20 protein-coding genes are annotated in these 23,565 nt (G+C 73.2%); 5 read left to right on the top strand and 15 right to left on the bottom strand.

Annotated elements, in window-relative coordinates; genetic code table 11:
• Positions 1–58: 58 nt before the first annotated feature.
• From ABD332_RS17385 to ABD332_RS17355, 7 genes are all read right to left on the bottom strand, one after another.
• Entirely contained in the window at positions 59–3,199 is a 3,141-nt protein-coding gene (locus ABD332_RS17385; protein ID WP_344502975.1) for a CHAT domain-containing protein, read from the bottom strand.
• Between the two features lie 497 nt (positions 3,200–3,696).
• Complete coding sequence (locus ABD332_RS17380) at positions 3,697–4,164, bottom strand: hypothetical protein (RefSeq protein WP_344502974.1); 468 nt, start codon at positions 4,162–4,164, stop codon at positions 3,697–3,699.
• 3 nt (positions 4,165–4,167) lie between these two features.
• On the bottom strand, positions 4,168–5,841 hold the full coding sequence (locus ABD332_RS17375) for a S8 family serine peptidase (protein ID WP_344502973.1): 1,674 nt from the start codon (positions 5,839–5,841) through the stop codon (positions 4,168–4,170).
• 129 nt (positions 5,842–5,970) lie between these two features.
• The gene (locus ABD332_RS17370; protein ID WP_344502972.1) at positions 5,971–6,381 is read right to left on the bottom strand and encodes an SCO6045 C-terminal-like domain-containing protein; all 411 of its coding nucleotides are present in this window, start codon (positions 6,379–6,381) and stop codon (positions 5,971–5,973) included.
• The gene (locus ABD332_RS17365; RefSeq protein WP_344502971.1) at positions 6,378–7,187 is read right to left on the bottom strand and encodes an MbnB/TglH/ChrH family RiPP precursor modification enzyme; all 810 of its coding nucleotides are present in this window, start codon (positions 7,185–7,187) and stop codon (positions 6,378–6,380) included. Before ABD332_RS17365 ends, ABD332_RS17370 begins: the two co-directional genes overlap by 4 nt.
• Positions 7,184–8,128 (bottom strand): TIGR04222 domain-containing membrane protein, encoded by a 945-nt coding sequence (locus ABD332_RS17360; RefSeq protein WP_344502970.1) that lies wholly within the window; start codon positions 8,126–8,128, stop codon positions 7,184–7,186. Before ABD332_RS17360 ends, ABD332_RS17365 begins: the two co-directional genes overlap by 4 nt.
• 121 nt (positions 8,129–8,249) lie before the next feature.
• On the bottom strand, positions 8,250–8,822 hold the full coding sequence (locus ABD332_RS17355; protein WP_344502969.1) for a TetR/AcrR family transcriptional regulator: 573 nt from the start codon (positions 8,820–8,822) through the stop codon (positions 8,250–8,252).
• A gap of 140 nt (positions 8,823–8,962) precedes the next feature.
• Between ABD332_RS17355 and ABD332_RS17350 the strand changes: the two genes are divergently transcribed.
• Together ABD332_RS17350 and ABD332_RS17345 are read left to right on the top strand one after the other, a co-directional pair.
• The gene (locus tag ABD332_RS17350) at positions 8,963–9,610 is read left to right on the top strand and encodes an HAD family hydrolase (RefSeq protein ID WP_344502968.1); all 648 of its coding nucleotides are present in this window, start codon (positions 8,963–8,965) and stop codon (positions 9,608–9,610) included.
• Positions 9,611–9,771: 161 nt separating this feature from the next.
• Positions 9,772–10,668, top strand: coding sequence for a serine protein kinase RIO (locus tag ABD332_RS17345; protein WP_344502967.1), 897 nt, complete (start codon positions 9,772–9,774; stop codon positions 10,666–10,668).
• A gap of 113 nt (positions 10,669–10,781) precedes the next feature.
• Here ABD332_RS17345 and ABD332_RS17340 read toward each other — a convergent pair whose 3' ends face one another.
• The 3 genes from ABD332_RS17340 to ABD332_RS17330 all read right to left on the bottom strand — a co-directional run bounded on the left by ABD332_RS17340 (position 10,782) and on the right by ABD332_RS17330 (position 12,508).
• Positions 10,782–11,207: an MFS transporter gene (locus tag ABD332_RS17340; RefSeq protein ID WP_344502966.1), complete on the bottom strand. Its 426-nt coding sequence runs from the start codon at positions 11,205–11,207 to the stop codon at positions 10,782–10,784.
• Positions 11,204–11,470, bottom strand: coding sequence for an MFS transporter (locus ABD332_RS17335; RefSeq protein ID WP_344502965.1), 267 nt, complete (start codon positions 11,468–11,470; stop codon positions 11,204–11,206). The genes ABD332_RS17340 and ABD332_RS17335 overlap by 4 nt, the downstream gene beginning before the upstream one ends.
• 84 nt (positions 11,471–11,554) lie before the next feature.
• Positions 11,555–12,508: a quinone oxidoreductase family protein gene (locus ABD332_RS17330; RefSeq protein ID WP_344502964.1), complete on the bottom strand. Its 954-nt coding sequence runs from the start codon at positions 12,506–12,508 to the stop codon at positions 11,555–11,557.
• Between the two features lie 101 nt (positions 12,509–12,609).
• On the opposite strand from ABD332_RS17330, the gene ABD332_RS17325 reads away from it, so the two are divergent.
• Complete coding sequence (locus tag ABD332_RS17325; RefSeq protein ID WP_344502963.1) at positions 12,610–15,747, top strand: Hsp70 family protein; 3,138 nt, start codon at positions 12,610–12,612, stop codon at positions 15,745–15,747.
• 193 nt (positions 15,748–15,940) lie between these two features.
• On the top strand, positions 15,941–16,375 hold the full coding sequence (locus ABD332_RS17320) for a peptidoglycan-binding domain-containing protein (protein WP_344502962.1): 435 nt from the start codon (positions 15,941–15,943) through the stop codon (positions 16,373–16,375).
• Between the two features lie 97 nt (positions 16,376–16,472).
• On the opposite strand, the gene acnA is transcribed toward ABD332_RS17320, so the two are convergent.
• Entirely contained in the window at positions 16,473–19,241 is a 2,769-nt protein-coding gene (gene acnA / locus ABD332_RS17315) for an aconitate hydratase AcnA (RefSeq protein WP_344502961.1), read from the bottom strand.
• A 144-nt stretch (positions 19,242–19,385) separates the two neighbouring features.
• On the opposite strand from acnA, the gene ABD332_RS17310 reads away from it, so the two are divergent.
• Positions 19,386–19,745, top strand: a complete 360-nt coding sequence (locus ABD332_RS17310; RefSeq protein ID WP_344502960.1) for a VOC family protein — start codon at positions 19,386–19,388, stop codon at positions 19,743–19,745.
• Between the two features lie 37 nt (positions 19,746–19,782).
• On the opposite strand, the gene ABD332_RS17305 is transcribed toward ABD332_RS17310, so the two are convergent.
• The 4 genes from ABD332_RS17305 to ABD332_RS17290 all read right to left on the bottom strand — a co-directional run bounded on the left by ABD332_RS17305 (position 19,783) and on the right by ABD332_RS17290 (position 23,557).
• On the bottom strand, positions 19,783–20,157 hold the full coding sequence (locus ABD332_RS17305; RefSeq protein ID WP_344502959.1) for a hypothetical protein: 375 nt from the start codon (positions 20,155–20,157) through the stop codon (positions 19,783–19,785).
• 116 nt (positions 20,158–20,273) lie between these two features.
• Positions 20,274–20,801, bottom strand: coding sequence for a YbhB/YbcL family Raf kinase inhibitor-like protein (locus ABD332_RS17300; RefSeq protein WP_344502957.1), 528 nt, complete (start codon positions 20,799–20,801; stop codon positions 20,274–20,276).
• A 62-nt stretch (positions 20,802–20,863) separates the two neighbouring features.
• Positions 20,864–21,592 carry a hypothetical protein gene (locus ABD332_RS17295; protein WP_344502956.1) on the bottom strand — a complete coding sequence of 243 codons (729 nt, stop codon included), beginning with the start codon at positions 21,590–21,592 and terminating at the stop codon, positions 20,864–20,866.
• Positions 21,593–22,630: 1,038 nt separating this feature from the next.
• Positions 22,631–23,557, bottom strand: coding sequence for a carbohydrate kinase family protein (locus ABD332_RS17290; RefSeq protein WP_344502955.1), 927 nt, complete (start codon positions 23,555–23,557; stop codon positions 22,631–22,633).
• Positions 23,558–23,565: the final 8 nt, after the last annotated feature.

Genomic DNA, 23,565 nt, shown 5'->3' with positions numbered 1-23,565 from the left:
AGTGGAACCTTCTGCAGTGAAGGCGCCACAGCGCGTCACCGAGGTTGCACGAACTCCGTCAGCCCGCGCCGAAGCAGACGAACGGCGTCGCCTCCGGCAGGTCGGCCAGGGCACGGGCCGGTGACACGCCGAGCGCGACGGCGCGGTGGTAGTGGGCCATGACGGCGGGGCCCAGCTCGTCGGGGATGCGTGCGACGCTGGCGACGACGTTGGCGGTGCCGGCGTGCAGGAGGGCGGCGGTGAAGCCGACCAGCTCGTCGCCGGCCCGCACGACCGCCCGGCCGACGTCGCAGGCGGAGAGGACGACCTGGCCGGGGGCGGTGCCGAGGCGCTGCAGCTCGTACGCGAGCAGCGGGCCGTCGCCGAGCTCCAGGCGCGAGAAGAGCACGTTCTGCGTGTCGTGGTGGCCGTGCGCGGCGACGTGCACGACGGGCGCGGCGTCCATGCCGGCCAGGACGCTGGTCGCGGTCGCGTCGGCGCCCCGCAGGACCCGGCCCCGCGGGTACAGCCGCGCGATCGCGTCGATCTCGGCGTCGGCGTGGACGAGGTCAGGGCCCGCGACGAGCAGGGGCGCTCCTGTTGTGACGGCGTTGGCGGCGGTACGCGCGGCGAGCCACACCGACGCGGACGGCGCCACCGCCACGGGCCGCCCCCGCAGGCTGGGCAGGAGCCCCCAGGGCAGCACCGCGAGCTGCCGGGTCGGCACGACCACCACGTCGTGGGGGCCGAGCGCCGCCAGTACAGGAGCGATCAACGCCTGATCGAGGGTGGCGGCCTGCCGGTCGGCGCTGGCCCGCACCACCGCGGCGAGCTTCGCCGGGAGGCGCCGGTCGGCCGCGGTGTCGAGGTCGCTGAGGAGGCGGCGGACGGACTCGGCCACGGGAGCGTACGGGCCGAGCTCCACCGACGTGATCGCCCCGCCGGCGAGGACGAGCGCGTGCAGGCGGTCGCGGCGGACGAGGTAGCTGACCATGCAGCGGCCGGCGCGGGCGAGCTCGGCGGCCACCTCGGTGTGGGTGGCGGCGCCGTGGCTCTCCTCGGTGTCGCCGGCCCACCAGCCGTGCCGGCGGATGCTCTGCTCGAGGTCGGCGCAGCGGGCGCGCAGCAGCGGCTCGGGCCGGCCTTCGAGCTCGCCGAGGCGCACGGCCCAGCGCAGCTGCCGCAGCTCCGCGAGGGCCTCGGCGATCTGCGGGTCCTGCGGCGGCAGGACGGACCGGATGCGGAACGACTGTGCCCGGGACCGCTCCGACCAGTTGAAGACGAGGCTCGGCGGGCCGAGCGACCAGGAGATGTCCAGCCCGTACGCGCCGAGGTCCGCCCCCAGCGCCGCGACGCTGCTCTGCAACTCGAGGCTGCCGAACCGGCGCCGGTGCTCCTGCAGCGTCACGAGCCCCTTGCGCAGCTCGTCGAGCGCCGCCCGCGGCCGCCCGTCGGCGCGGTGCAGCTCGGCCCGGGTGAGCCGGTGCAGCAGCCGCACGTCGAGCGGCACGTCGGCGACGAGAGCCCGGCGCGCCGGGGCCCGCTGCTCCGCCGACGGGGTGTCACCGGCCGCCACCCTGGCCCGCAGCGCCAGCAGCTCCGCACTGCCGGCGTCGTGCCGCAGCCCGAGTCCCCGCAGCGTCGCCGCCAGCCGTGTCGCCCGCCTGGCCACGGCCAGCAACTTCCGACGATTTGGGTTTTTCGGCTGATGTACCCCTGAAACCACCCCGACATGACTGCCGTTGCTTTCCGGCTGGACGTCGCTGCTGATCGCGGCGGCCTGGACGGAAGCAGCCGCTGCCACCGACCGCCGGCCGGGCCCGGTGGCAGGTGGCTGGTCCGGGTCGGCGGCGGCCGCGGGTTCGTCGGGGCCATGCTGTGGCCGGGCGGGACGGATGGCCTGTGGCTGGTCCAGGTTGGCGGCAGGCGCGGGTTCGCCAGGGGCAAGCAGCGCCCGGGTGGGACCGGTGGCAGTGGGCTGGTCCGGGTTGCCGGGCGCAAGCTGCGGCATGGCGGGGCGGGTGGCAGGTGGCTGGTCCGGGTTGGTGGGCGGTGCGAGTTCGCCGGAAGCAGGCCGCGGCCGGGCGGGTCCGGTGACCGGTGGTGGCTGGACGGGACCGAAGACCGTTGGCGGCTGGGTGCGGGCGGCGGCAGGTCGTGGCTGGACGAGTCCCGCGGCCTGGACAGGGGCGGTGGACGGTGGCGCCTGGACGGGACCAGCGGCCGGTAGTGGCTGGACGGGGTTGGCGGCCTGGGTGCGGGCGGCGCTGGCGAGGTCGACGCGGACCTGGAGCGACGCGGCGAGGGCGGCCCAGGCGCGGTTGCGGCGGCGGGTGAAACGGGCGCGGGCCCTGGCGCTCCACACGGCGGCGGCGGCCAGGTCGCCGCTGCCGAGGGCGGCCTGGGCGCGGGCGAGCTCGGCCTCGCCGAGGTCCTGGCTGAGACGGTGGCGTTTGAGCAGTTCGATCGACCGGTCGAGGTCCTCCGCGGCGGCGGTGTCGAGGCCCGCGCCGAGCAGCGCCCGCGCCCGGTCGAGCATCGAGATGGCGAGGAACCCGTCCGCACGCAGCCGCCGCAGCGAGTCCGCCGCCGTGTCGAACGTCTGCAGCGCCGCCGGCACGTCCCCGCCCGCGAGCGCGCAGTAGCCGAGGTTGTGCTCGACCTTCGCCGCGAGCAGGTCGAGCCCGTGCGCACCGGCGAGCTCGCGGCACAGGCGCAGGTCGGCCCGGGCCAGCCGGACCCGCCCGGCGGTGAGGTGCACGACGCCCCGGTTGAGCAGCGTCCGCGCGAGGACCGCCGGCTCCCCGTGCTCCTGGAGCACCGGCACGGCCGCGTCCAGCAGCTTCAACGCCGCGTCGATCTCCCCGACCCGCAGCAGGAGCAGCCCCCGCTGCTGCAGCACGGTGCCGACGTCGGCCAGGTCGGCGAGCGTCTCGGCGCGGTCGAGCAGCTCCAGCCCCAGCTCGGTGCGCCCCTGCTCGGCCTCCGCATGCGCGAGCGTCAGCAGCAGCCTCGCCGCCAGCGCCGGCCTGGACGGCTCCGCCCCCGGCCACCCCAGCAGCCGCAGCGCCTCGGTCGCCCGCTTCGCCGCCGCGGCAGGCTTCCCGGCCGCCCCGGCCCGCACCGCCGACCGGTGCAGCCGCACCACCCGCGCCACTTCCCGCCGCTCGCCCGCGTCCGCCCCACCGTCCGCCACCGCCCGCCCCGCAGGCGCCGCCACACCCGCCACCGCACTGGCGACCGGGGAAGCGCCGCTCGAGGAACCGGCAGCCACGGACGGCCCGGCTCCCGCGAAGGTGCCAGGTCCCGCAACACCCGCCGGACGGTCCGCGGGGGAAGGGGTGGTGGCACCCGCCGGGCTGTCCGCGGGGGAAGGGACGGCGATGGTGGGTCGCGTGGCACCCGCCGGACTGCCGGCGGCGGGCGCGGTGGCGGCGGCTCGCACGGCGCCTGCCGGACTGTCCGCGGGGAAAGGTGCGGTGGTTGTGGGTCGTGCGGCGCCCTTCGACCTGCCGGCGGGGGAGGGTGCGGTGGTGGATCGCGCGGCCTTCACCGGACTGTCGGCGGTGGCGGGTCGCGCGGCGCCCGCCGGACTGCCAGCGGTGGGGGCGGCGCGCGTCGGGCCGCCGGCGGGGGCAGGGGCGGTGCGGATAGGCATGGGTGTAGCCCGCGTGGCGGTGGAGGCACGCGGGTCGGCCGGGGACGGTGAGGTTGCGGCTACACCACGAACGATGGCGTCACCACCGTCCGGGCGCCATCGGCTTCTTGGTCGTTCGTCGGGTGGACGCGGATCTGGACCTCGCCGCGGGTGACCCGCTGGGCGGCGAAGCGGCCGCCCTCGTCGGTGTCCATGGTCTGCGGGCCGTCGACCGTGCGCAGCTCGATGCGGCAGGGGGAGGGTGGGGCGAGCCAGCCGTCGAGGCGGACGGTGCCGGCGGCGCCGGCGGTCCATTCGACCATGATGGTGAGGCTCGCCGACTCGAAGGTGGCGCGGGTGGTCTCCTCGTCGCCGCGGACCCCGGCCATCGCGCCGTCCAGCGCCGGGACGAGGCGACAGACCTCGATGTCGAGCCCGGCGACGCTGAGGGAGAAGAGCAGGTCGGCGGGGACGGGGTCGACCAGGCCGGCGACGCGCCGCAGGTCGGCGAGCAGCCCGTCGTCCGAGAAGTGCTGGAAGTCGGCCATGGTCTACCCCGGGAACCCGTCGAGGGCTCGCAGCGCCCGTTGCGCGGTGGACTTCGCGTCCACCTGGTCGAGGCGCAGCTGCGGGTCGGCGGCGGCGTTCTCCAGCAGGAGCGCGGCGACCTCGGCGGCGCCGAGACCCGCGGCGAACGAGCTGCCGCTCCACGAGGCGAAGCCGCGCGTGTAGTCGTCGTCGTCGAGGGTCTCGCGGCGGGTGGGGCGGCCCCCGGCGTTGCCGGCGGGGGTGGTGAAGGCGGCGCCCCGGCTGCCCTGGACCTTCGGGAACGTGCTGATCAGCGCCGACCCGGGCGCCCAGTAGCGGACCCAGGGACCGTCGTTGCTGAACATCGCCTTGGCGTCGTTGGGCTGGAAGGCGCCGACGCTCATCACCGGCAGCTCCCCGTCGCACGGCAGCGCCGCGGGGTAGAACTCGCGGGACGTGGCGTGGTTCCCGGCGGCGGCGACCACGACGACCCCGGCCGCGAGCAGGCGGTCGACGTGTTCCTGGAGGCGGATGGTGTACGAACCGTCGGCCGCGCTCTCGAGGTAGTAGCCCAGCGACAGGCAGACGACGTCGACCATCCGTCCGCCGGTGCCCGCCTGGGCCGCTTCGACCTCGTCGGCGAGGCGGTCGAGGGCGATGAGCAGGTCGCTCTCGTAGACGACGCCGTCGCTGTGCATGACCCGGATCTGCAGGACAGTGGCGTCGGGGGCGACCTGCCGGACGAGCCCGCCGATGAACGTGCCGTGCCCCGTATGGGTGCCGAGCTCGCCGGCGACGGAGCCGGTGCTGATCTGCCGCTCCCAGGCGTCGCGGAGGCGTTGCAGGGAGTGACCGGCGGCGATGAGCTGGTCCTGCGCGGCGAGGATCATGGCCTGCAGCTCGGTGTCGACGGTGGTGAACCCGTCCGCGGGCAGCGCCGAGCCGGCGGGGGTGGGGACGTCGAGCCACTCGTGCGGGGAGATGCCCGTGTCGAGGATCGCGACGACGGGCCGCCGGTCGCCGAGCTCCGCGGCGGTGCGCCGGCGGGGCGGCGGGAGGACCAGGTCGACCGGCCGGCGGCCGGCACCGCCGGCGAACCGCCAGGCGCTGCCCTCCGTCATCGGGGACCCCTCCGTCATGGGGGAGCCTTCGGTCATCGGCGAGCCCTCCGTCATCGGAGAGCCTTCCGTCATGGGGGAGCCCTCGGTCATCGGCACCCCGCCGATGGAGGCGCCGAAGAGCAGGTGGTCGAGCGACAGGTGCGCCCCGTGGCCGCCGGCGCGCAACGCCTTCAGCGCGGCCCACGCGTCGACGGACTCGGGGTCGGCGCCGTGCGCCGCGACGAGCTGGACGGCCCGCACGCGCCGCCGCACGGCCCGCTCCCTGGCGGGCCCGTCGGGGCCGTGCGCCGCGGCACCGTGCCCGCCGGGCCCGCTGGGCACGGCGTGGCTCTCGGCGAGGCGCATGCCGGACCCGGCGAGGGTCTGGTTGCAGCGCTCGAGGGTGTCCGGCGGCTCGCTGGCCGGCGCGGTCGACAGCAGGACGCCCGCCCGGTACACCGTCGGCGCGGACACGCCGTCGCCGGGCTCCAGCACGCGGGCACCGTGGCGGCGCAGGACGGCGGCCGACGGCAGCCAGGGCGTCGACGGTGGCGCGCCGTTGTCGTCACCGAGGTCGGCCAGCGCGTCCCCCGTCATCCGCCGGCAGCGTAACTGCATGTGGCTCTCCGTCCCCGCAGGGCGCCTCGAATCCGAAGTCGGCGCCGTCTCACCTGACTAGAGGACACACGCGTGGCACCTGATACAAGAAATTTCAGAGCGCGCCGGTCACGTGGACCGGGATCCGTGCCGTGACAGCAGCAGCCGCAGCCGGGCGGCGAGCCGCCCGCGGGGGACCGGGGCGGTGGCGCCGTCGTAGCGGAAGGCGGCCTCGCGCCCGGCGAGCTCGTCCCGGGCGAGCGGCGTCAGCGTGGCGGGGTCGGCGCAGCGGGCGAAGTCCCAGCCGTCGCGCAGCGAACCCTGCGGCGGGCGCCCGGACGCCCACTCGGCGAACGCGCGATGCCAGCGGTCGCCGTACGACGCGGCCAGGAAGGGCCATGTGCGGGCCACCTCGCCGGCGCGTTTCCTGCGGAGGGCGACGGCCGCTGCCCGTACACCTGCCGCATCGAAACCAGGGGGGACGGCACCGCCGGCGACGAGCGCGTCGACGAGGGCCCGCTGCCGGTCGGCCAGGGTCATGCCGTGATCCGGGGGAGGCCCGCGGCGGCGCAGAGGGCGTCGAGCTCGCGGGTCAGCTCGGCGGCGGGCGGGTAGTGGCCGTCGCGTTCGAGCATCAGCGCCGGCGGGCTGGTCCGCGCGCACAGCTCCTTGACCAGGTCGAGGACCTCCGGCGGGGTCGGGTCGGTGTGGGTGTCGTGGTAGAAGCCGTCGTGCTCGGCCCCGCCGGCGACGTGCACGTACGCGATCCGCTCCAGCGGCAGCCCGTCGAGCAGGTCACCGGGGGTGCCGCGGTTGCGGGCGTTGGCGTGGACGTTGGCGACGTCGAGCAGGAGCGCGCAGCCGGTCCGGTCGAGGATCTCGGTGAGGAACTGCGCCTCGGTCAGCTCCGGGTCGGGCCAGTCGAACAGCGCGGCGATCGGCTCCAGGGCGAGGGTGACGCCGCCGAGCGCCGCCTGGGTGCGCCGGACGTTGGCGACGACCGCGTCGACCGCCTCCCGGGTGCGGGGCACCGGCAGCAGGTGCCCCGCCTCGACGCCGCCGGCCCGCACGAACGCGATGTGCTCGCTGACCAGCGGCGACCGCAGCAGCTCGGCGCAGCGCGCCAGGTGCGCCGCGCGGGTGTCGTCGACGGGTTCGGCGCCGCCGAGCGACAGCCGCACCCCGTGCGGCACGACCCGCACGCCCCGGTCGACCAGGTCCATGAGCATCGCCGGCGGGTGCGTCAGGTGTACGGACTCCGCGACGACCTCCGTGAACCGCAGCCCCGGGAGACCGGCGACGTAGCCGGCGATCTCGGGCCGCCAGCCGATGCCGACCGTGGTCATCCCCCGCACCCTCCGCCGCCGCCACCGCAGCTCGACCCGCCGCCGCAGCTCGAGCTCGACCCGCCGCAGGAGCTGGACGAGCCGGAGTCGGAGCTGCCGCTCGAACCGCTGTCGAAGGAGCCGCCGCCACCGCTGGCGGCGACGTGCCGCTGCAGCTCGGCGGCCTCGGCGAACGCGGGGTCGGCGAGGAAGAACGCGCCGGCGCCGAAGAGCCCGATGCTGAGCGCCGCGGCCTCCGGGCCGTAGGTGGACCACGACGGCGACTGGCGCGGCGACAGGTGCTGGGCCCGCATCCGCATCCGAAGCAGCAGGGCCCTGCCGTTCGTGGTGACCCGCGGGACGGACCGGAACAGCAGCGCGATGAGGAAGACCGGGACCACCAGCATCACCAGGAAGCCGATGGGCCGGTCGTTGAAGATGCCGGCGCCGATCCGGGCGACGCCGAGCGCGACGACGGCGAGGACGATCAGCCACGCCCGCCGCACGTTGCGGCGGCGGTCGGGGTCGAGCAGCCAGCCGGCCAGGGTCAGCTGCTCCTCGGTGCGCTTGAGCACGGCGACGACGCCGGAGTCGGTCTGCACGTTGCGGGCGGCGAGCCCACGGCGCGCGGTCTCGTGCACGGCCTGGTCGAGCTCGCCGGCGCCGGCCGGCAGGGGGCCGGTCTGCCGGAGGATGCCCCGGGTGCTGGTGTCGATGGCGCCGGCGGCGCGCAGGGCGGCGAGGGAGCTGTAGACGGCCAGCTTCCGGTCGCCGTTGAGGAGCGCGGCCTGGGTCGGGGTCAGGTCCCGGGCGCGGCGCAGCGAAGGACCGCGCAGGGCGGCACGGCGCCAGATGAACGCGGTGATGATCGCGAGTGCGGCGAGCCCGGCGTACAGCCACAGGAAGTCCGGGCCCGCGATGCCCCAGGTGTCACCCGGGCCAGCGACGATCGATGTCCTCATGGGGTCAGTGTGGGTGCGGACGTCGAGAAGCGCCTGTCACCGGAAGGACACTTGAGGAAACCTTGTGACCGATGTCATCCCGATCTTCGGCCGGCGGCCTCGCGGCCGCCGGCCGGCGTCGTCACGACTTTCGGACGGCGGCCTCGACCAGGTTGAGGACGGCCTCCAGGTCCTGCACGGGGCGGCCGGTCGCGAGGTGGAGGACCAGGCCGTCGTAGGCCAGCTCGAGGAACTGGGCGAGGATCGCGATCGGGACGTCGGCGCGCAGCACGCCGGCCTCCCGCTGGCGCTGCAACCGCTCGCGGGTCGCCTCGGCGACCGCCTCCGAGCGGGCCGCCCACCGCTTCGCGAACTCCGGGTCGGTGCGCAGCCGCCGAGACACCTCCAGCTGGCTGCCGAGCCACCCGGCGACGTCCTCGGTGGCCGCCCGGGCGAGGAGGTCCCGCATGACCTGGACGAGGCCGTGCTCGGCGACCGTGGCTACCATGGTCGCGGCGTCGTCCTCGGCGACGGCGAGGAAGAGCGAGTCCTTGTCCCGGAAGTGGTGGAAGATCGCGCCGCGGGACAGGCCGATCTCCTCTTCCAGCCGCCGGACCGTCGCCCCTTCGTAGCCGTGCCGGGCGAAACAGGTCCGCGCGCCGGTGAGGATCTCCTTCCGGCGTGCGTCGAGCTGGTCCTGGCTCACCCTGGGCACGGGACGATTATGCAAGCCGTACATACGGTTTGGCACACTGCCCAGGGAAAACGGTGCGTTTCACCCCGTTCTGTGGGGATCTTCGGCCATCGAAAATGTGAGCACTGTTTTATGTCATTCCGGTCACGTACCCTGCCCGCGTGCCCCTGTTGTTGCTCTCCCTGGACGACACCCTGCTGGACAGGGCCGGGGCGTTCCGCGCATGGGCCGGCGACTTCCTGCGTGGCATCGGCGCGCCCGAATACGACCTGGACTGGCTGCTGTCCGTGGACGCCGACGGGATGGGTTCGACGTGGGACGTCGCCGAGGGGATCCGGGAGCGGTACGGGCTCCGTGAGGCCGCGATCGACATCGTCGAGGAGATCCGCGGCGAGCTGATGGCCCGGGTCCGGCTCAACCCGCTGACCGCCTGCGCCCTCGCGATCGCCGAGGACGCCGGCTGGGTGCCGGTCGTCGTCACCAACGGCGAGACCCGGCAGCAGGAGGAGAAGCTGCGCAAGACCGGGCTCGACCGGTACCTGGCGGACTGGGTCATCTCCGAGGACGTCGGCGTCCGCAAGCCCAACCCGCGGATCTTCGCGATCGCGGCGGAGCGGGCGCGGATGCGGCTCGGCGGCGCCTGGATCATCGGCGACAGCCCCGAGGCCGACATCGGCGGTGCCGCGGACGTCGGGATGCGCAGCGTCTGGCTGCACCGGGGCCGCCGCTGGGTGGAGCCCCGCTATGCGCCGACCCGCACGGCCGACGGGGTGATCGCCGCGATCGCCGAGGTCATGGCGTCGCGGTAATTCGGTTGCGTTTTCCGCGGGTGTACGGGATGGTGCACCTGACCTCAGGGTCTTCGTGTCTTCGTGTCTCGAGTTGAGAGGGGGCTGGTTCGCATGGCTGCCGTCACGGCGCGTTTTTGCATGCCGACTTCCGCTTTCCTCTTGACTCTGGAGACCTCGCGTTGCGCGACAACGACTCTTTTGGCACGTCCGCTCGCCGCCGCCGCAAGTTCGACGACGACGATCCGACCTTCGTAAAACGCTCCTCCCCGTCCAGCGAGGCCGCCTGGGACGTCGTGGAGGAGGAGACCGGCTGGTCCTCGTGGAGCGCGCCCGGCGTGCAGCACGGCCCGGCCCCGTTCCCCGACTGGGTGATCACCGAGCACGCCGCCAAGGACACCGACCGGGGCGTGCTCAAGACCGGTAAGGAAGCCGACGTCCACCTGGTGGAGCGCGGCGTCCCCGGCACCGACCGGCGGGTCCTGCTCGCCGCGAAGCGGTACCGGGCCGCCGAGCACCGCCTCTTCCACCGCGACTCCGGTTACCTGGAGGGCCGCCGGGTCCGCGAGTCCCGGGTCACCCGGGCGATGGCGGGTCGGACGGCGTTCGGCCGGGAGGCGATCGCCGGCCAGTGGGCGAACGCCGAGTTCGGCGCGCTCGCGCAGCTGTGGGAGCTGGGGGTCTGCGTCCCGTACCCGGTGCAGCTGCTCGGCACGGAGCTCATGCTGCAGTTCATCGGGGACGACGACGGCACGGCCGCGCCGCGGCTCGCGCAGACCCGCCCGGACCTGGACCTGCTGGCGGACCTGTGGTGGCAGCTGGTCGACGCGCTGCGGGTCCTCGCCCGCGCCGGCGTCGCCCACGGCGACCTGTCGCCGTACAACACCCTCGTCCACGACGGGCGGCTGGTCATCATCGACCTGCCGCAGATCGTCGACGTGGTGATCAACCCGAAGGGGGCGGACTTCCTGGCCCGCGACGTCGCCAACATGGCGAAGTGGTTCACGGGCAAGGGCTTCCCCGTCGACCCGGAGCCGCTGATCGTGGAGCTGCTGCACGACGCCGGCATGCGGGTCTGAGCGTCTGGTTCAAAAGCGCGGCCCGCCCGGTCTTGTGGCCGGGCGGGCCGCGGGTGAAAGCGGCGGGGAGGGTATGTCCGCCGCTTCCGTCTGCGCGAGGTGTCGAACCTCGCTCAGCCCATGTGGACGGCACCTTCTTCGGGCACGTCGTCCTTGCTCGCCTTGATGAAGACGGCGACGATCACGGCCGCGGCGACCAGCAGGGCCGAGCCCCACCAGAACGCCGTCACGTAGCCGTGCACCATCGCCTCCAGCTGCGTGCCCTGCGGGTCGCCGGCCGTCGCGTGGTCCGTGAAGTACGACGTGGCGGCCGTGATGGCGACCGTGTTGAGCAGTGCCGTGCCGAGTGACCCGCCGACCTGCTGGCTGGCGTTGACCACCGCGCTCGCGGCGCCGGCGTCGTGCTCGTCGACGCCGACCAGGGCGATGTTGCCCAGCGGCACGAACGTGCAGCCCAGCCCGAAGCCGAGGATCAGCATGGACGGCATGACGTGGGTGGCGTACGCGGTGTCGACCCCGATCCGGGTCAGCAGGATCATGCCGGCCGCCCCCAGTAGTCCGCGATCCTGCCGCCGAGCAGCAGCAGCCCGCCGAAGGTCAGCGTGTACGCCGTCACCACCCACTGCTGGTTGGCGTCGCTGATGCCGAGGTCGGCCTTGGCGTGCGGGAGCGCGACGTTGACGACCGTGGCGTCCAGCACCACCATCAGCTGCGCCACCGCGATGATCACCAGCGCGAACCAGCGGCTCGGGTGCGTGTGCAGCTCGTGCCTGCCGTGCTGGGTCGTTGCCACGTGGCTCATCGCGCTCCCCTCCTCTGGACCATTGAATGGTCTAGTCGGGGGACTTTTCCCGGCTTCGCGCAGGTCCGTCGCCTGAGATCACGATCACGGAATAATGAGCAGCTTCCCGGTCGAGTGCCGGCCCTCCAGTGCGGCATACGCGTCCTGTACGGCGTCCAGCGGGTACTTCCCGGTGACGGCCACCTCGACGACGCCGTCCGCGATCCAGCCGAACAGCGTTTCGGCGCGTTCGAGCAGTTCGTGCCGCTTCGCGATGAAGTGCCCCAGGGTGGGGCGGGTCAGCATGTAGGACCCCGCCATGAGGCGCAGCGGGTCGACCGGCGGCACCTTCCCGCTCGCCGCGCCGAACAGCACGAGGGTGCCGCGCGGGCGGAGCGCTTCGAGACTGGTGTCGAACGTGTCCTTGCCCACGCCGTCGTACACGGCCGCCGCGCCGTCGCTGACCTCGCGGACGGCTTGCAGGGCCTCGTCGTACGGCACGGCCCGCACCGCACCGTCGGCGAGGGCGATCTCCCGCTTCGCGGGCGTGCCGGCGGTCGCCACCACCCGGCCGCCGAGGTGCGTGATGATCCGCGTCAGCAGGCGCCCGACCCCACCCGCGGCGGCGTGCACCAGGACGGTGTCCCCGGCGCGCACCGGGTAGGAGTCGTGGGTCAGGTAGTGCGCGGTGAGGCCCTGCAGCATCGCCGCGGCCGCCTGCTCGGTGCTGATCCCGTCCGGCACGGGCACCAGCCGGTCCGCCGGGACGACGGCCTGCTCCGCGTGGCTGCCGGGGACGCCAGTCCACGCCACCCGGTCGCCGGGGGCGAGGCCCTCCACCCCGTCGCCGAAGCTGAGCACCGTGCCGCCGCCCTCGCTGCCCAGCACGAACGGCAGCGGCACCTGGTAGGTGCCGCTGCGCTGGTACACGTCGATGAAATTCACCCCGCTGGCTTCCACGAGCACCAGGACCTCGCCCGGCCCCGGCTGCGGGTCTGGGGCATCCTTCGCCCGCAGGACCTCCCGGTCGCCGTACTGCTCGAACACGACTGCGCGCATCGACCCTCCCGTTTCTGTGTCGGCTTCCTGTCTACCCCAAACCGCCGATCGGAAATGTCGTACCGCTGCCGTACGATCCCGGGGTCTTTGGAGGTGAGGGCGTGGGGCCGACCCATCGTCTCGCGATCGATCTGGGCACCTGCCACACCGTGGCGGTCGTCCGCCGTGGTGACGACGCCCCGCGCGCGCTGCTCTTCGACGGCTCGCCGGTCATGGCGTCCGGCATCTACGCCGACGAGAGCGGCAAGCTCTCCGTCGGTCGCGACGCGGAGCGGCTCTCCCAGCTGGCCCCGTCCCGCTTCGAGCCCTACCCGAAGCGCAGCGTCGACGAGGGCGCGGTCCTGCTCGGCGACACCGAGGTCACCGTCGTAGAGATGCTCTCCGCGCTGCTCAAGCGGGTCGCCGACGAGTCCCTGCAGGCCGGGGTCAACCCGGTCGGCTCCACCGTCCTCACCTGCCCCGCCGACTGGGGCGGCCAGCGGCGCAACGTGTTGCTGGAGGCGGCCCGCGCCGCCAACCTCGGCCCGGTCGTCCTCGTCGACGAGCCGATCGCCGCCGCCACCTACTGCCTGCGCGTCCTCGGCCAGCAGGTCGCGCCGCTGCAGTCGCTCGCCGTGTTCGACTTCGGCGGCGGCACGCTCGACGTCTCCGTGGTGCGCCGCGAGCCCGCCGCCGCGGGCGGCCCGGGCGGTCTGCGCGTCCTCGGCGTCGGCGGCCTCGACGACCTCGGCGGCGTCGACATCGACGCGGCCCTCGTCGGTCACCTCGGCCAGCTCATCAGCCTGCGCAACCCCGAGATCTGGCAGCGCCTCGCCAACCCCGACAGCATCGCCGCGCACCGCGACCGCCGCGCCCTGTGGACCGAGGTCCGCGCCGCGAAGGAGATGCTGTCCCGCGCCGCCTCCGCCCCGATCCACGTCCCCGGCACCGAAGAGGCCCTGCACATCACCCGCGAGGAGCTGGAGCGCGTCGCCGGCCCCCTCATCGACCGCGCCGTCGACGAGACCCGCCGCGTCCTGGAGCGCGCCGGCGTCGACGTCCGCCAGCTCGCCGGCATCTTCCTCGTCGGCGGCTCCTCCCGCATCCCGCTCGTCGCGAGCCGCCTGCACGCCCGCTTCGGCGTCGCCCCCGTCGTGCCCGAGCAGCCCGAGCTGCCCGTCGCCTATGGCGGCATGCTCGCCATCGCCACCTCACCCCAGCAGCTCTTCGACGGCGGCCAGTCCCCGGCCCCCCGCCCGGTCTCCGGCACCCCGGTCTCCCCGAGCGGCACCTCCTCCCACCCGCTCTCGGTCCCGATCGCGGGGATCGGCGGTTCGTCGTCCCCGACCTCACCGGGCGCCTTCGGCTCCCCGGCGAACTTGTCGCAGACCTTCAACGCCGCCTCCCCGTCGTCCCCGGCCGCCTTCGTCCCCAACCAGAGCGGCCGTCCCGGCGGGCCCGGTTTCGGCGGCCCGGCGGCGTTCGGCGCGACCGCTCCGCCCGGCGTCCGGCCCGCCCCCGGCGTCCCCGCGGGCGCTCCCGGCCTGGCCCGCCCCGACGTCCCCGCAGGCATCGGCGCCCCCGGCGGCTTCAGCACTCCCGGCGGCCCACCCGGCCAGGGCGGTCCCGGTTTCAGCGCTCCAGGCGGTCCCGGCGGTCCCGGCTTCGGCGCTCCGGGTGGCCCGCCCGGCCAGGGCGGCTTCGGCGCCACGACGTTCCCGCCGGGCGGCCAGCCCGCGTTCACCCCACCCCCGCCGGTCATCGTCCGCCCTCGCCGCAGCGCCGCCCCCTGGATCGCCCTCGTCATCGTCCTGTCCCTCATCGGCGGCTGCCTCTGGGGCGGCTCCAAGGTCTTCACCTGGATCGGCGACCAGTTCGAGTCCGTGAAGGACGGCCTGCCGGACAACACCACCGCCAACGACAACGGCACCGTCAAGGACCCGAAGATCCAGGGGCTCAGGTCGGGGACGCCGATCACCCTGCCGAGCGAGGGCGCCGTCGCCGCGGTGGCCGGCAACGGCATGGTGTTCACGGCGGCGGTGAGCGTCGGCTCGACCGACGTCGTCGGCTATGAGGCCACCGGCGGCCAGAAGTTCCGGGTCCAGCTCGGGATGGAGCCGAAGAAGGTGCACCTCACCGTCGTGGGTGGTCTCCTCATCGTCGACGGCGAGGAGGACGTCAAGCAGGCGGAGAAGAAGGGCAGCCGCGCTGTCGTCGACATCGCGAGCGGCACCAAGAAGTGGATCGGTCCCTACATCGACCGCATCGACGCGCTGTACATCGGCACCGACGCGATCACCGAGTTCCGCGGCTTCAACGCCACCGCGATCGAGCGCATCAACCTGCTCGACGGCAAGGCCCGCTGGTCGCACCCCGGTGCCAAGGAGTTCTACATGCACGGCGCCCGTGGGGTGCGCCCCGCGCAGCGCTGGGCCGCCGCCGGGTCGCCGGCCGACGTGATCGTCCCGACCTACTCGGTGTCGTTCAGCGATCCTGTGCCGTATCAGCAGTCGCTCACGGCCGACACGACGGTGGCCGTGCAGCTCCAGGACGGCGACAAGGCGAGCACGATCGATCTCAACTCGGGCAAGGTCAAGGCGACCGGCGCCATCTCCATGGGCGACGAGCTGTGGACCGTCTACAACGACCTGGCGATGGTCAAGCCTGAGAGCGACGGCAACGAGCTCGTCGCCTATGGCCTGGCCGACATGAAGGAGAAGTGGCGGTACAAAGCCACCGCAGGCACCAAGATCGGCGACATCCGCCCCTGCGGCGAGAAGCTCGTCTGCGTGCAGGCCGAGCTGTCGTCGTCGAAGGACGCCATCGTCGCCATCGACACCGCCACCGGCACGGCCAAGTGGACCAAGACCCCGCCCGCCGACGGCAAGAGCCTCATCACCAGCGACGGCGAGTGGGCCGTGGTCGGCGGCAAGCTGATCGGCGGCTTCGGCTCGTCCGGCGAGATCGGCGAGGGCGCGGTCATCGACCCGGCCAACGGCAACAACCAGTTCTACCTCGGCCAGAGCCTCGACGCCCATGACGTCGCCGCCTGCGCCGCCGGCCGGGTCGCCATCGTCAGCTTCCGCAACGCGGCCTCCGCCGTCCAGGTCGCGATCGTCAACGTCGCCGACAACAAGATCGTCGGCACCGCCGACCTCGCCAAGGACGACATCCTCCAGGAGGTCTCGATGTCGGACAACACGGTCGTCGCCCTCAACCCCGACACCCGCGTCGTCCAGCGCTACACCATCCCCAGCTGACCCCGAGGCGTTCGCAGTGCGTGCCCGCTCGCGGGGAAGCCGGGAGCGGGCACGGCGGACACCGGCGGAACCAGTGGCTTCGCGGGCACTCGGGCACCGGGCCTGTCCTTGGCCGAAGCGTGGTGACAGCCGGAATCGGCCGGTTTGTCTGCGCGGGCGGTAGCGGCCGATCCAGGCAGCGACAATGCCGGATGTGAATATCAACGTTCGCCAACGAGTTGCGTCGCTGGCCGCGGCGCTGGTCATCGGGGCCGCCGGGAGCGTGGTGCTGCTCGCGGAGCCGGCGGCTGCGGCGGTGCCGGTGTGCACGAGCTACGTCCGGACCTCGATCTACCGGCCCTCCTCCTCGACGGGTGACTACCGGTGCTGGATGCAGCGTGGTCACCGGACCGACGGAGTCATCATCCTGCAGGAGGCGATCCGCGTCTGCTACGGCGCGTGGCTCAGGTCGATCGGATTCCCTCAGGAGGTCAAATCCGACGGGGACTTCGGGCCGATCACGGAGGACGCGCTGCGCCGAATCCAGAAGCTCGAAGGCGCCGCCGTCGACGGCGTGTTCGGGATCGATACGTCGTATCGGATGCTGTGGTTCAACGGGCGGGACGCGAACTGCCGCCACGTGTACTGACGATCGAGGCGACGCCCCGGGTGCGATCGCAGCGAGGGCAAGAGGACGGGCCGGTCACCGTGGTGGTGGCCGGCCCGTCGGGTTGGGGAGCCTCTGGTTACGCCTCGATCATCTTGCGGAGGACGTACTGGAGGATGCCGCCGTGGCGGTAGTAGTCCGCCTCGCCGGGGGTGTCGATGCGGACGACGGCGTCGAACTCGGTGCCGGTGTCGGTGGTGACCTTGACGGTGCGGGGGGTGGTGCCGTCGTTGAGCTGTTCGACGCCGGTGACCGTGAAGGTCTCGGTGCCGGTGAGGCCCAGGGACTCGGCGTTCTGGCCCTGCGGGTACTGCAGCGGCAGGACGCCCATGCCGATGAGGTTGGAGCGGTGGATGCGCTCGTAGCTCTCGGCGATGACGGTGCGGACGCCCAGCAGGGCGGTGCCCTTCGCGGCCCAGTCGCGGGACGAGCCGGAGCCGTACTCCTTGCCGGCGAGGATCACCAGCGGCGTGCCCGACGAAGCGTACGCGACGGAGGCGTCGTAGATGGTCGTCTGCTCACCGGTGAGGTGGTTGACGGTGACGCCGCCCTCGGTGCCGGGGGCGAGCTGGTTGCGCAGGCGGATGTTCGCGAACGTGCCGCGGATCATCACCTCGTGGTTGCCGCGCCGGGAGCCGTACGAGTTGAAGTCCTTGCGGTCCACATCGTGCGCGGCGAGATACTTGCCGGCGGGGGAGTCGGCCTTGATCGAGCCGGCGGGGGAGATGTGGTCGGTGGTGACCGAGTCGCCGAGCTTCGCCAGGACCCGGGCGCCGCTGATGTCGGAGACCGGGGCCGGCGAGGTGGCCATGCCCTCGAAGTACGGGGGCTTCCGCACGTACGTCGACTCGGCGTCCCACTCGAACGTGGAGCCGGTCGGCGTGGGCAGCGACTGCCACTGCTCGTCGCCGGCGAACACGTCGGCGTAGCGGGAGTTGTACAGGTCGCTGCCGATCGCCGCGGCGATGGTGTCCTCGACCTCCTTTGGCGTGGGCCAGATGTCGCGGAGGTACACCGGCTGGCCGTCGGAGCCGGTGCCGAGCGGCTCGCTGGTGAGGTCCAGGTCCATGGTGCCGGCGAGGGCGTACGCGACGACGAGCGGCGGCGACGCGAGGTAGTTCATCTTCACGTCGGGGTTGATGCGGCCCTCGAAGTTGCGGTTGCCGGACAGCACCGACACGACGCTGAGGTCGTGCTCGTTGACGGCGGCGCTCACCGCCTCGGGCAGCGGGCCGGAGTTGCCGATGCAGGTCGTGCAGCCGTACCCGACGAGGTTGAAGCCGAGCTTGTCGAGGTACGCGGTGAGCCCCGCCCGCTCGTAGTAGTCGGTGACGACCTTCGAGCCGGGCGCCAGGGTGGTCTTCACCCACGGCTTGACGGTGAGGCCCCGCTCGACGGCGTTGCGGGCCAGGAGGCCGGCGCCGATCATGACCTGCGGGTTGGACGTGTTGGTGCAGGAGGTGATCGCGGCGATGACGACGGCGCCGTGGTCGAGCTCGAAGTCGCCGACCTTCACCGGCTTCGACTGGCGCCCGTTGGCGCCGCGGGCGGCCGAGACGAGGTCGTGCGGCTTGTCGCCGTTGGCCTGCAGGTGGTTGGCGGGCGGGTCGCTGGCCGGGAAGGACTCGGCGCTCGCCTCGTCGGCCGGGCCCTCGATGCCACCGTCGGCGACGTAGTCACCCAGTACACCTCGGAACAACGGCTTGGCGCTCTTCAGCGGCACCCGGTCCTGGGGCCGCTTCGGGCCCGCGAGGGAGGGCTCGATGGTGGACAGGTCCAGCTCGAGACGCTCGGAGTAGTCCGGCTCGGCGGCCGGGTCGTGCCAGAGGCCCTGCTCCTTGGCGTACGCCTCGACGAGCGCGACCTGGGCCTCGTCGCGGCCGGTGAGGCGGAGGTACTTGATCGTCTCGTCGTCGATCGGGAAGATCGCGACGGTCGAGCCGTACTCCGGGCTCATGTTGCCGATCGTGGCGCGGTTGGCGAGCGGGACGGCGCTGACGCCGGGGCCGTAGAACTCGACGAACTTGCCGACGACGCCGTGCTTGCGCAGCTTCTCGGTGATGACGAGCACCAGGTCGGTGGCGGTGCAGCCCTCGGGGAGCTCGCCGCTGAGCTTGAAGCCCACGACCCGCGGGATCAGCATCGACACGGGCTGGCCGAGCATCGCGGCCTCCGCCTCGATACCGCCGACGCCCCAGCCGACGACGCCCAGGCCGTTGACCATCGTGGTGTGCGAGTCGGTGCCGACGACCGTGTCCGGGTAGGCCTGGCCCTTGCGGGGCATGACGACCGGCGCCAGGTACTCGATGTTGACCTGGTGCACGATGCCGGTGCCCGGGGGCACGACCTTGAACTCGTTGAACGCGGTCTGGCCCCAGCGCAGGAACTGGTAGCGCTCCTTGTTGCGCCCGTACTCCAGCTCGACGTTGCGCTCGAAGGCGTCCGGCCGGCCGAACAGGTCGGCGATGACCGAGTGGTCGATGACCAGCTCGGCGGGGGCGAGCGGGTTCACGCGGGTCGGGTCGCCGCCGAGCTCGACGACGGCCTCGCGCATGGTGGCCAGGTCGACGACGCACGGGACGCCGGTGAAGTCCTGCATCAGTACCCGGGCGGGGGTGAACTGGATCTCCACGCTGGGCTCGGCGGTGGCGTCCCAGCCGCCGAGCGCACGGATGTGCTCGGCGGTGATGTTGGCGCCGTCCTCGGTGCGTAGCAGGTTCTCAAGGAGGATCTTCAGGCTGTAGGGCAGGCGCTCGGCGCCCTCGACCTTGTCGACCTTGAAGATCTCGTAGCTGGCGTCACCGACGCTCAGCTGGCTCTTGGCTCCGAACGTGTCGAGGCTCGCCACGGCGTTGCTCCCTTAAGTCATCAGGCGGGTGTCTCACGGCAAGTCTTCCGCAAGTGGGACGCCCAGTCGTCGTCAACCGTCGTCCAGCAAGAAAACCGTACGTCCGTCTTGTTAAACCCGCAAGCGTGTACCAAGCTGTGAAACATGATTCACCACGCCCAACTCGCCTGCCCGGCGGGCTCCGAGGCGGTGTCGATCGCCTTCTACGGTGACCTGCTCGGCCTCGCCGTGGTGCCGAAACCGCCGGCGCTCGCCGGAAGGGGTGGCTGCTGGTTCCGCGGGCACGGCATCGAGCTGCACCTGGGGGTGGAGACACCGTTCACGCCGGCGCGCAAGGCCCACCCCGGGCTGCTCTGGCCCGACCTGCCGGCGCTCGCCGCGCGGCTGTCCGCGGCCGGCCACCAGGTGACGTGGAGCGACGAGCTGCCCGGGTACCGGCGGTTCCACACCTTCGACCCGCACGGCAACCGGTTGGAGTTCTTGCAGCCGGTTGTCGCCTTGTAGATCGTTTCTTCGACCTTCTCGTTCAGAGATCTCTGTTTCAGAGGTCGACGGTCCATGCGCCGGCGTGCTGCCGGAAGCCGGCCTGGCGCAGCAGGTCGTGCCCGTTGGGGGGGAACTCGGCGGCGAGCCGCTCCGCCTCACCCGCGCGCAGTGCGTCGACGAGCCCCTGCAGGACCTGCACCGCGAGGTCGCGCCGTCCCGGCGGCGCGGCGAGACGGATCAGCTTGACCGTGGCCCCGTCGGGGCGGACGGCGGCGAGCGCGGCGGCGGGCTGCTCGTCGTCGCAGATCGGATCGACCAGCTCCCACCACTGCACCCCGGACGTGGCCGGCGTGCCCCAGTGGGCGGTGATGCGCCGGGTCACGGCGAGGCGGTGCGCCGGCACACGCCGGACAAGGAGTAGGGGATCCACCCGACCACTGTGTGGGATCGGTCTTGCAGGACCCTTGCCTTCGCTTTGCCACGTGGCGTGGGCGTCCTCGTGTACCGCCCGCGTGCTTGTGGGCACGCGGGCGGTGTCACCTTGCGTCAGAACCCGAACTCGGACACCAGCACGGCCCGGGCGATCGTGTGCGCGACCACGTTGAACCCGACGACGTTCGCCGCCGCGTCGGCGCCGATCTCCAGGGCGTCCACGTCCAGGGCGTGCACCGCGAAGAAGTACCGGTGCGGCGCGTCCTTCGGCGGCGGCGCCGCACCGCCGAAGTCCCGGGTGCCGTAGTCGTTGCGGGCGTGGATCGCCTCGTCCGGCAGGCCGTCCTTGTCACCCGTGCCGGCACCCGTCGGCAGCTCGGTCGCGTCCGCCGGCAGGTTGTACACGATCCAGTGCCAGAACCCGCCGCCTGTCGGCGCGTCCGGGTCGTAGCAGGTCAGCGCGAAGCTCTTCGTCCCGGCCGGGAACCCCGACCAGCTCAGGTGGGGCGAGGTGTTGCCACGCTCGTAGACCTGCGCGTCGGGCAGCGTGCCGCCGTCGGTGAGGTCCTCGCTGGTCAACGCGAACGCCGGCACCGCGGGCAGGAAGTCGTACGGCGACGGGGGACGGGGTCGGTCGGTCATGCGCACTCTCCTAGTGCTGGGATGGCTCCTAACCAGATCCTCTTACCCAACGACCAGCGGGCTCAAGTGACGCCGGTCAGCCTCGCGTACTCCGCCTCGGTCCCGATCGCCGCCCGCCGGTCCGGATGCTCCACGTAGTGCTCGACCACCGATCCGAGGAACACCGGCTCGACCGCCAGCAGCTCCAGCGGCACCAGCAACCAGCCCGGCTCATGCCGCCCCGGCCGCCGGATGCTGAGCGCCAGCTTCGGGCTGCGCACGGTGAGCGGCAGTGGTCGCTGCGGCACCTGTACGAGGTCGTCCCAGCGGACCCGCCGGCTGCCACCCGCGCGGATCGTGAGCCCGTCGGGGCTGAAGACGATCCGCGGCCCCCGCAGCAACGGCACTGCGGCCAGCCCGATGAGCAGCACGGCGACCGCATTCAACGTGACCCGCAGCTCGACGGGTGCGCTCGGGTCGCTCTCCAGGAACAACGTGCCGAGCAACGCCCACGCCATCGCCGCCCGCCCGGACCAGACCGGAGACCCCGGCACGACGAACGCGTCCCCACGCACCCGCAACGCCGCGGGCGGCGGCTGCATCACCGGCCGCAGCACGATCCCGAACCCCACGAACGCCCCGCTGAGCAGCACGACCGGCGCCAGCAGCAACGTCACCGCCAGCCACGTCGGCGTGCGCGCCTCGGTCACCCCGAACTCGTACCCGACCCGCAGCCCCACCAGCGCCAACGCGACTACCCCAGCCGCGATCCTGCTCCCACGCACATAGCGGCCGAGCTGCTCCGACGTCACACCGGCCAGTGTACGAACAACCGCATCGGCCGACATGAGTAACATTGGGCGACGCGGTCATCGCGCTGCGAAACCACGATTTGGTGGCATGAAGTAGCGTGCTGTACAGCGGAATGCCCGGCGCCACTCACCCGTTCCCATCGACCAACCGCCTCGCCCCAGCCGCCCCGCCGTCACCCCGACCCAGCGCAGACGCCCGCACCCACCCGCGCGTGTCACCCAGGCGGCGGCGCCACGCGCGTCGCTCTGGCCTGACGGCCCGTACCCTGCGCCGGCGCGACGTGCTCGGGCTCACCTGGTCGCCGCTCTTGCGGCAGGTGAGCCAGCCCTGCGGGCAGCATCCCGGCCACGTCGAGATCTCCGACCACGCTCCCCTTGACGGCGCCCGCCTCTGGACGGCGCCCGCCCGTGCCCGCGTCGGGCCTGGCGATCCTGCCGTGCTTGCGGGTCACGCGGCTCGCAGCGGCAGGGGGTGTGGGCCAGATGGGTGGCGAGCGCGGATCGGGCCGGCGGTGAGCGCGGGCTGAGCGGGCGCCGGGCGCGGGTCGGGCTGGATCGGGCGGGTGGCGGGCGCAAGTTGGGCGGGTGCGAAGTCAGGCGTGGCGGGCGCAAAGTTGGGCGGGCGGCGGGCGCGAAGTCAGGCGTGGCGGGCGCGAAGTCGGGCGGGCGGCGGGCCCGGGAAGCCGGGCGGGTGGCGGGCGCGAAGCTGGGCGGGTGGCGGGTCCGGAAAGCCGCCTGCGTGCGATGCGGGCGGCCTTGGCGTGGGCTGTCGAGGGGGCGACGGTCGTGTCCAGCGCCCGCTGCCGTGGACGGCGAAACCCGTGGTGCCGGCCATCCCCGCGCCGTCATCACGGACAGGACCTTCCATCGCCGTCCTGCGGTCCGCAAGCCCGGGGAGCGCCGTCCTGCGGTCCGCAAGCCCGGAGAGCGCCGTGCTGCGGGCCACAAAGACCGCGGAACAGCGATGGCCGCGCGGAACGACAAGGCCATGGGGCGACGGCCTGCCGCACGAGTTCGCGGGAACGCTGAACGGGTGGGTTACAGGGGCAGGGTGGGGAAGCGGGCCTGCAGGGCGGCCACGGTGGGCATCGAGACCGCGCCGCCGCGTGATTCGCAGACCAGGGCGGCGACGTGGACCGCGACCCGGGTGAGGTCCGCCCAGCCGTCGAGGGTGGTGGGGAGGCCCTTGGTGAGGATGCCCCAGGACAGGGCTGCCATGGTGGCGTCGCCCGCGCCGGTGGCGTCGACGGCGGTGACGGTGGGGGCGGGGACGCGGACGGTGGCGGCGGCGTGGGCGACGAGGGCGCCCTCCGCGCCGCTGGTCACCACGACCGCGCCGGCGCCCAGGTCGAGCAGGCGGCCGGCGGCGTGCTCGGGGGACTCGCCCCACAGGGCGGCGGCGTCGGCGGAGCTGAGCTTGACCAGGTCGGCCGTCGCGGCGAACTCGGCCACCACGTCGGGGTCGACGCCGACGACCGGGCGGACGTTGGGGTCGAAGACGCGGATCGGGCCGGGGGTGGCCCAGGCCGATCGGGCGGCGGCCAGGACGGGCGGGCTGAGCAGGCACATCGAGCCGCAGTACAGCAGCCCGGCGGAGCCGACGAGGGCGGTCGACAGGTCGGCGGGGGACAGGAGGGCGTAGGAGGGCGGGTCGCCGTAGAAGCGGAAGGTCGGTTCGATGCCGCGGAAGGTGGTCACGGCGAAGGTGGTGGCGACGCCGGGGACGGTGGCCACGCCGCGGGTGCCGACGCCGGTGGCGGTGAGGAAGTCGACGATGCGGGTGGCCCAGGGGTCGTCGCCGACGGAGCCCGCGAACTCGCTGGCGGCGCCCAGGCGGGCGATGCCGACGGCGACGTTGAGCGGGGCCCCGCCGATGGCGGGGTGGTAGACGATCTGGCCGTCGTCGGTGGTGGACTCCAGCAGGTCGACCAGGGCTTCACCGATGACCACCGCATGTCCCGTCATCGCGCCAG

Origin of the sequence: Dactylosporangium maewongense, from assembly GCF_039531485.1 — a bacterium.
GTDB classification, from domain to species: domain Bacteria; phylum Actinomycetota; class Actinomycetes; order Mycobacteriales; family Micromonosporaceae; genus Dactylosporangium; species Dactylosporangium maewongense.
The sequence above is the reverse complement of the archived record's forward strand: the minus strand, read 5'-3'. Positions and strand labels throughout refer to the sequence as shown.

Bases quoted from the DNA above. Each gene is read 5' to 3' on its own strand.
- ABD332_RS17380 (WP_344502974.1), bottom strand. From the start codon at position 4,164: ATGGCCGACTTCCAGCACTTCTCGGACGACGGGCTGCTCGCCGACCTG.
- ABD332_RS17375 (WP_344502973.1), bottom strand. From the start codon at position 5,841: ATGACGGGGGACGCGCTGGCCGACCTCGGTGACGACAACGGCGCGCCA.
- ABD332_RS17370 (WP_344502972.1), bottom strand. From the start codon at position 6,381: ATGACCCTGGCCGACCGGCAGCGGGCCCTCGTCGACGCGCTCGTCGCC.
- ABD332_RS17365 (WP_344502971.1), bottom strand. From the start codon at position 7,187: ATGACCACGGTCGGCATCGGCTGGCGGCCCGAGATCGCCGGCTACGTC.
- ABD332_RS17360 (WP_344502970.1), bottom strand. From the start codon at position 8,128: ATGAGGACATCGATCGTCGCTGGCCCGGGTGACACCTGGGGCATCGCG.
- ABD332_RS17340 (WP_344502966.1), bottom strand. From the start codon at position 11,207: ATGATCCTGCTGACCCGGATCGGGGTCGACACCGCGTACGCCACCCAC.
- ABD332_RS17335 (WP_344502965.1), bottom strand. From the start codon at position 11,470: ATGAGCCACGTGGCAACGACCCAGCACGGCAGGCACGAGCTGCACACG.
- ABD332_RS17330 (WP_344502964.1), bottom strand. From the start codon at position 12,508: ATGCGCGCAGTCGTGTTCGAGCAGTACGGCGACCGGGAGGTCCTGCGG.
- ABD332_RS17310 (WP_344502960.1), top strand. From the start codon at position 19,386: ATGATTCACCACGCCCAACTCGCCTGCCCGGCGGGCTCCGAGGCGGTG.
- ABD332_RS17300 (WP_344502957.1), bottom strand. From the start codon at position 20,801: ATGACCGACCGACCCCGTCCCCCGTCGCCGTACGACTTCCTGCCCGCG.
- ABD332_RS17290 (WP_344502955.1), bottom strand. From the start codon at position 23,557: ATGACGGGACATGCGGTGGTCATCGGTGAAGCCCTGGTCGACCTGCTG.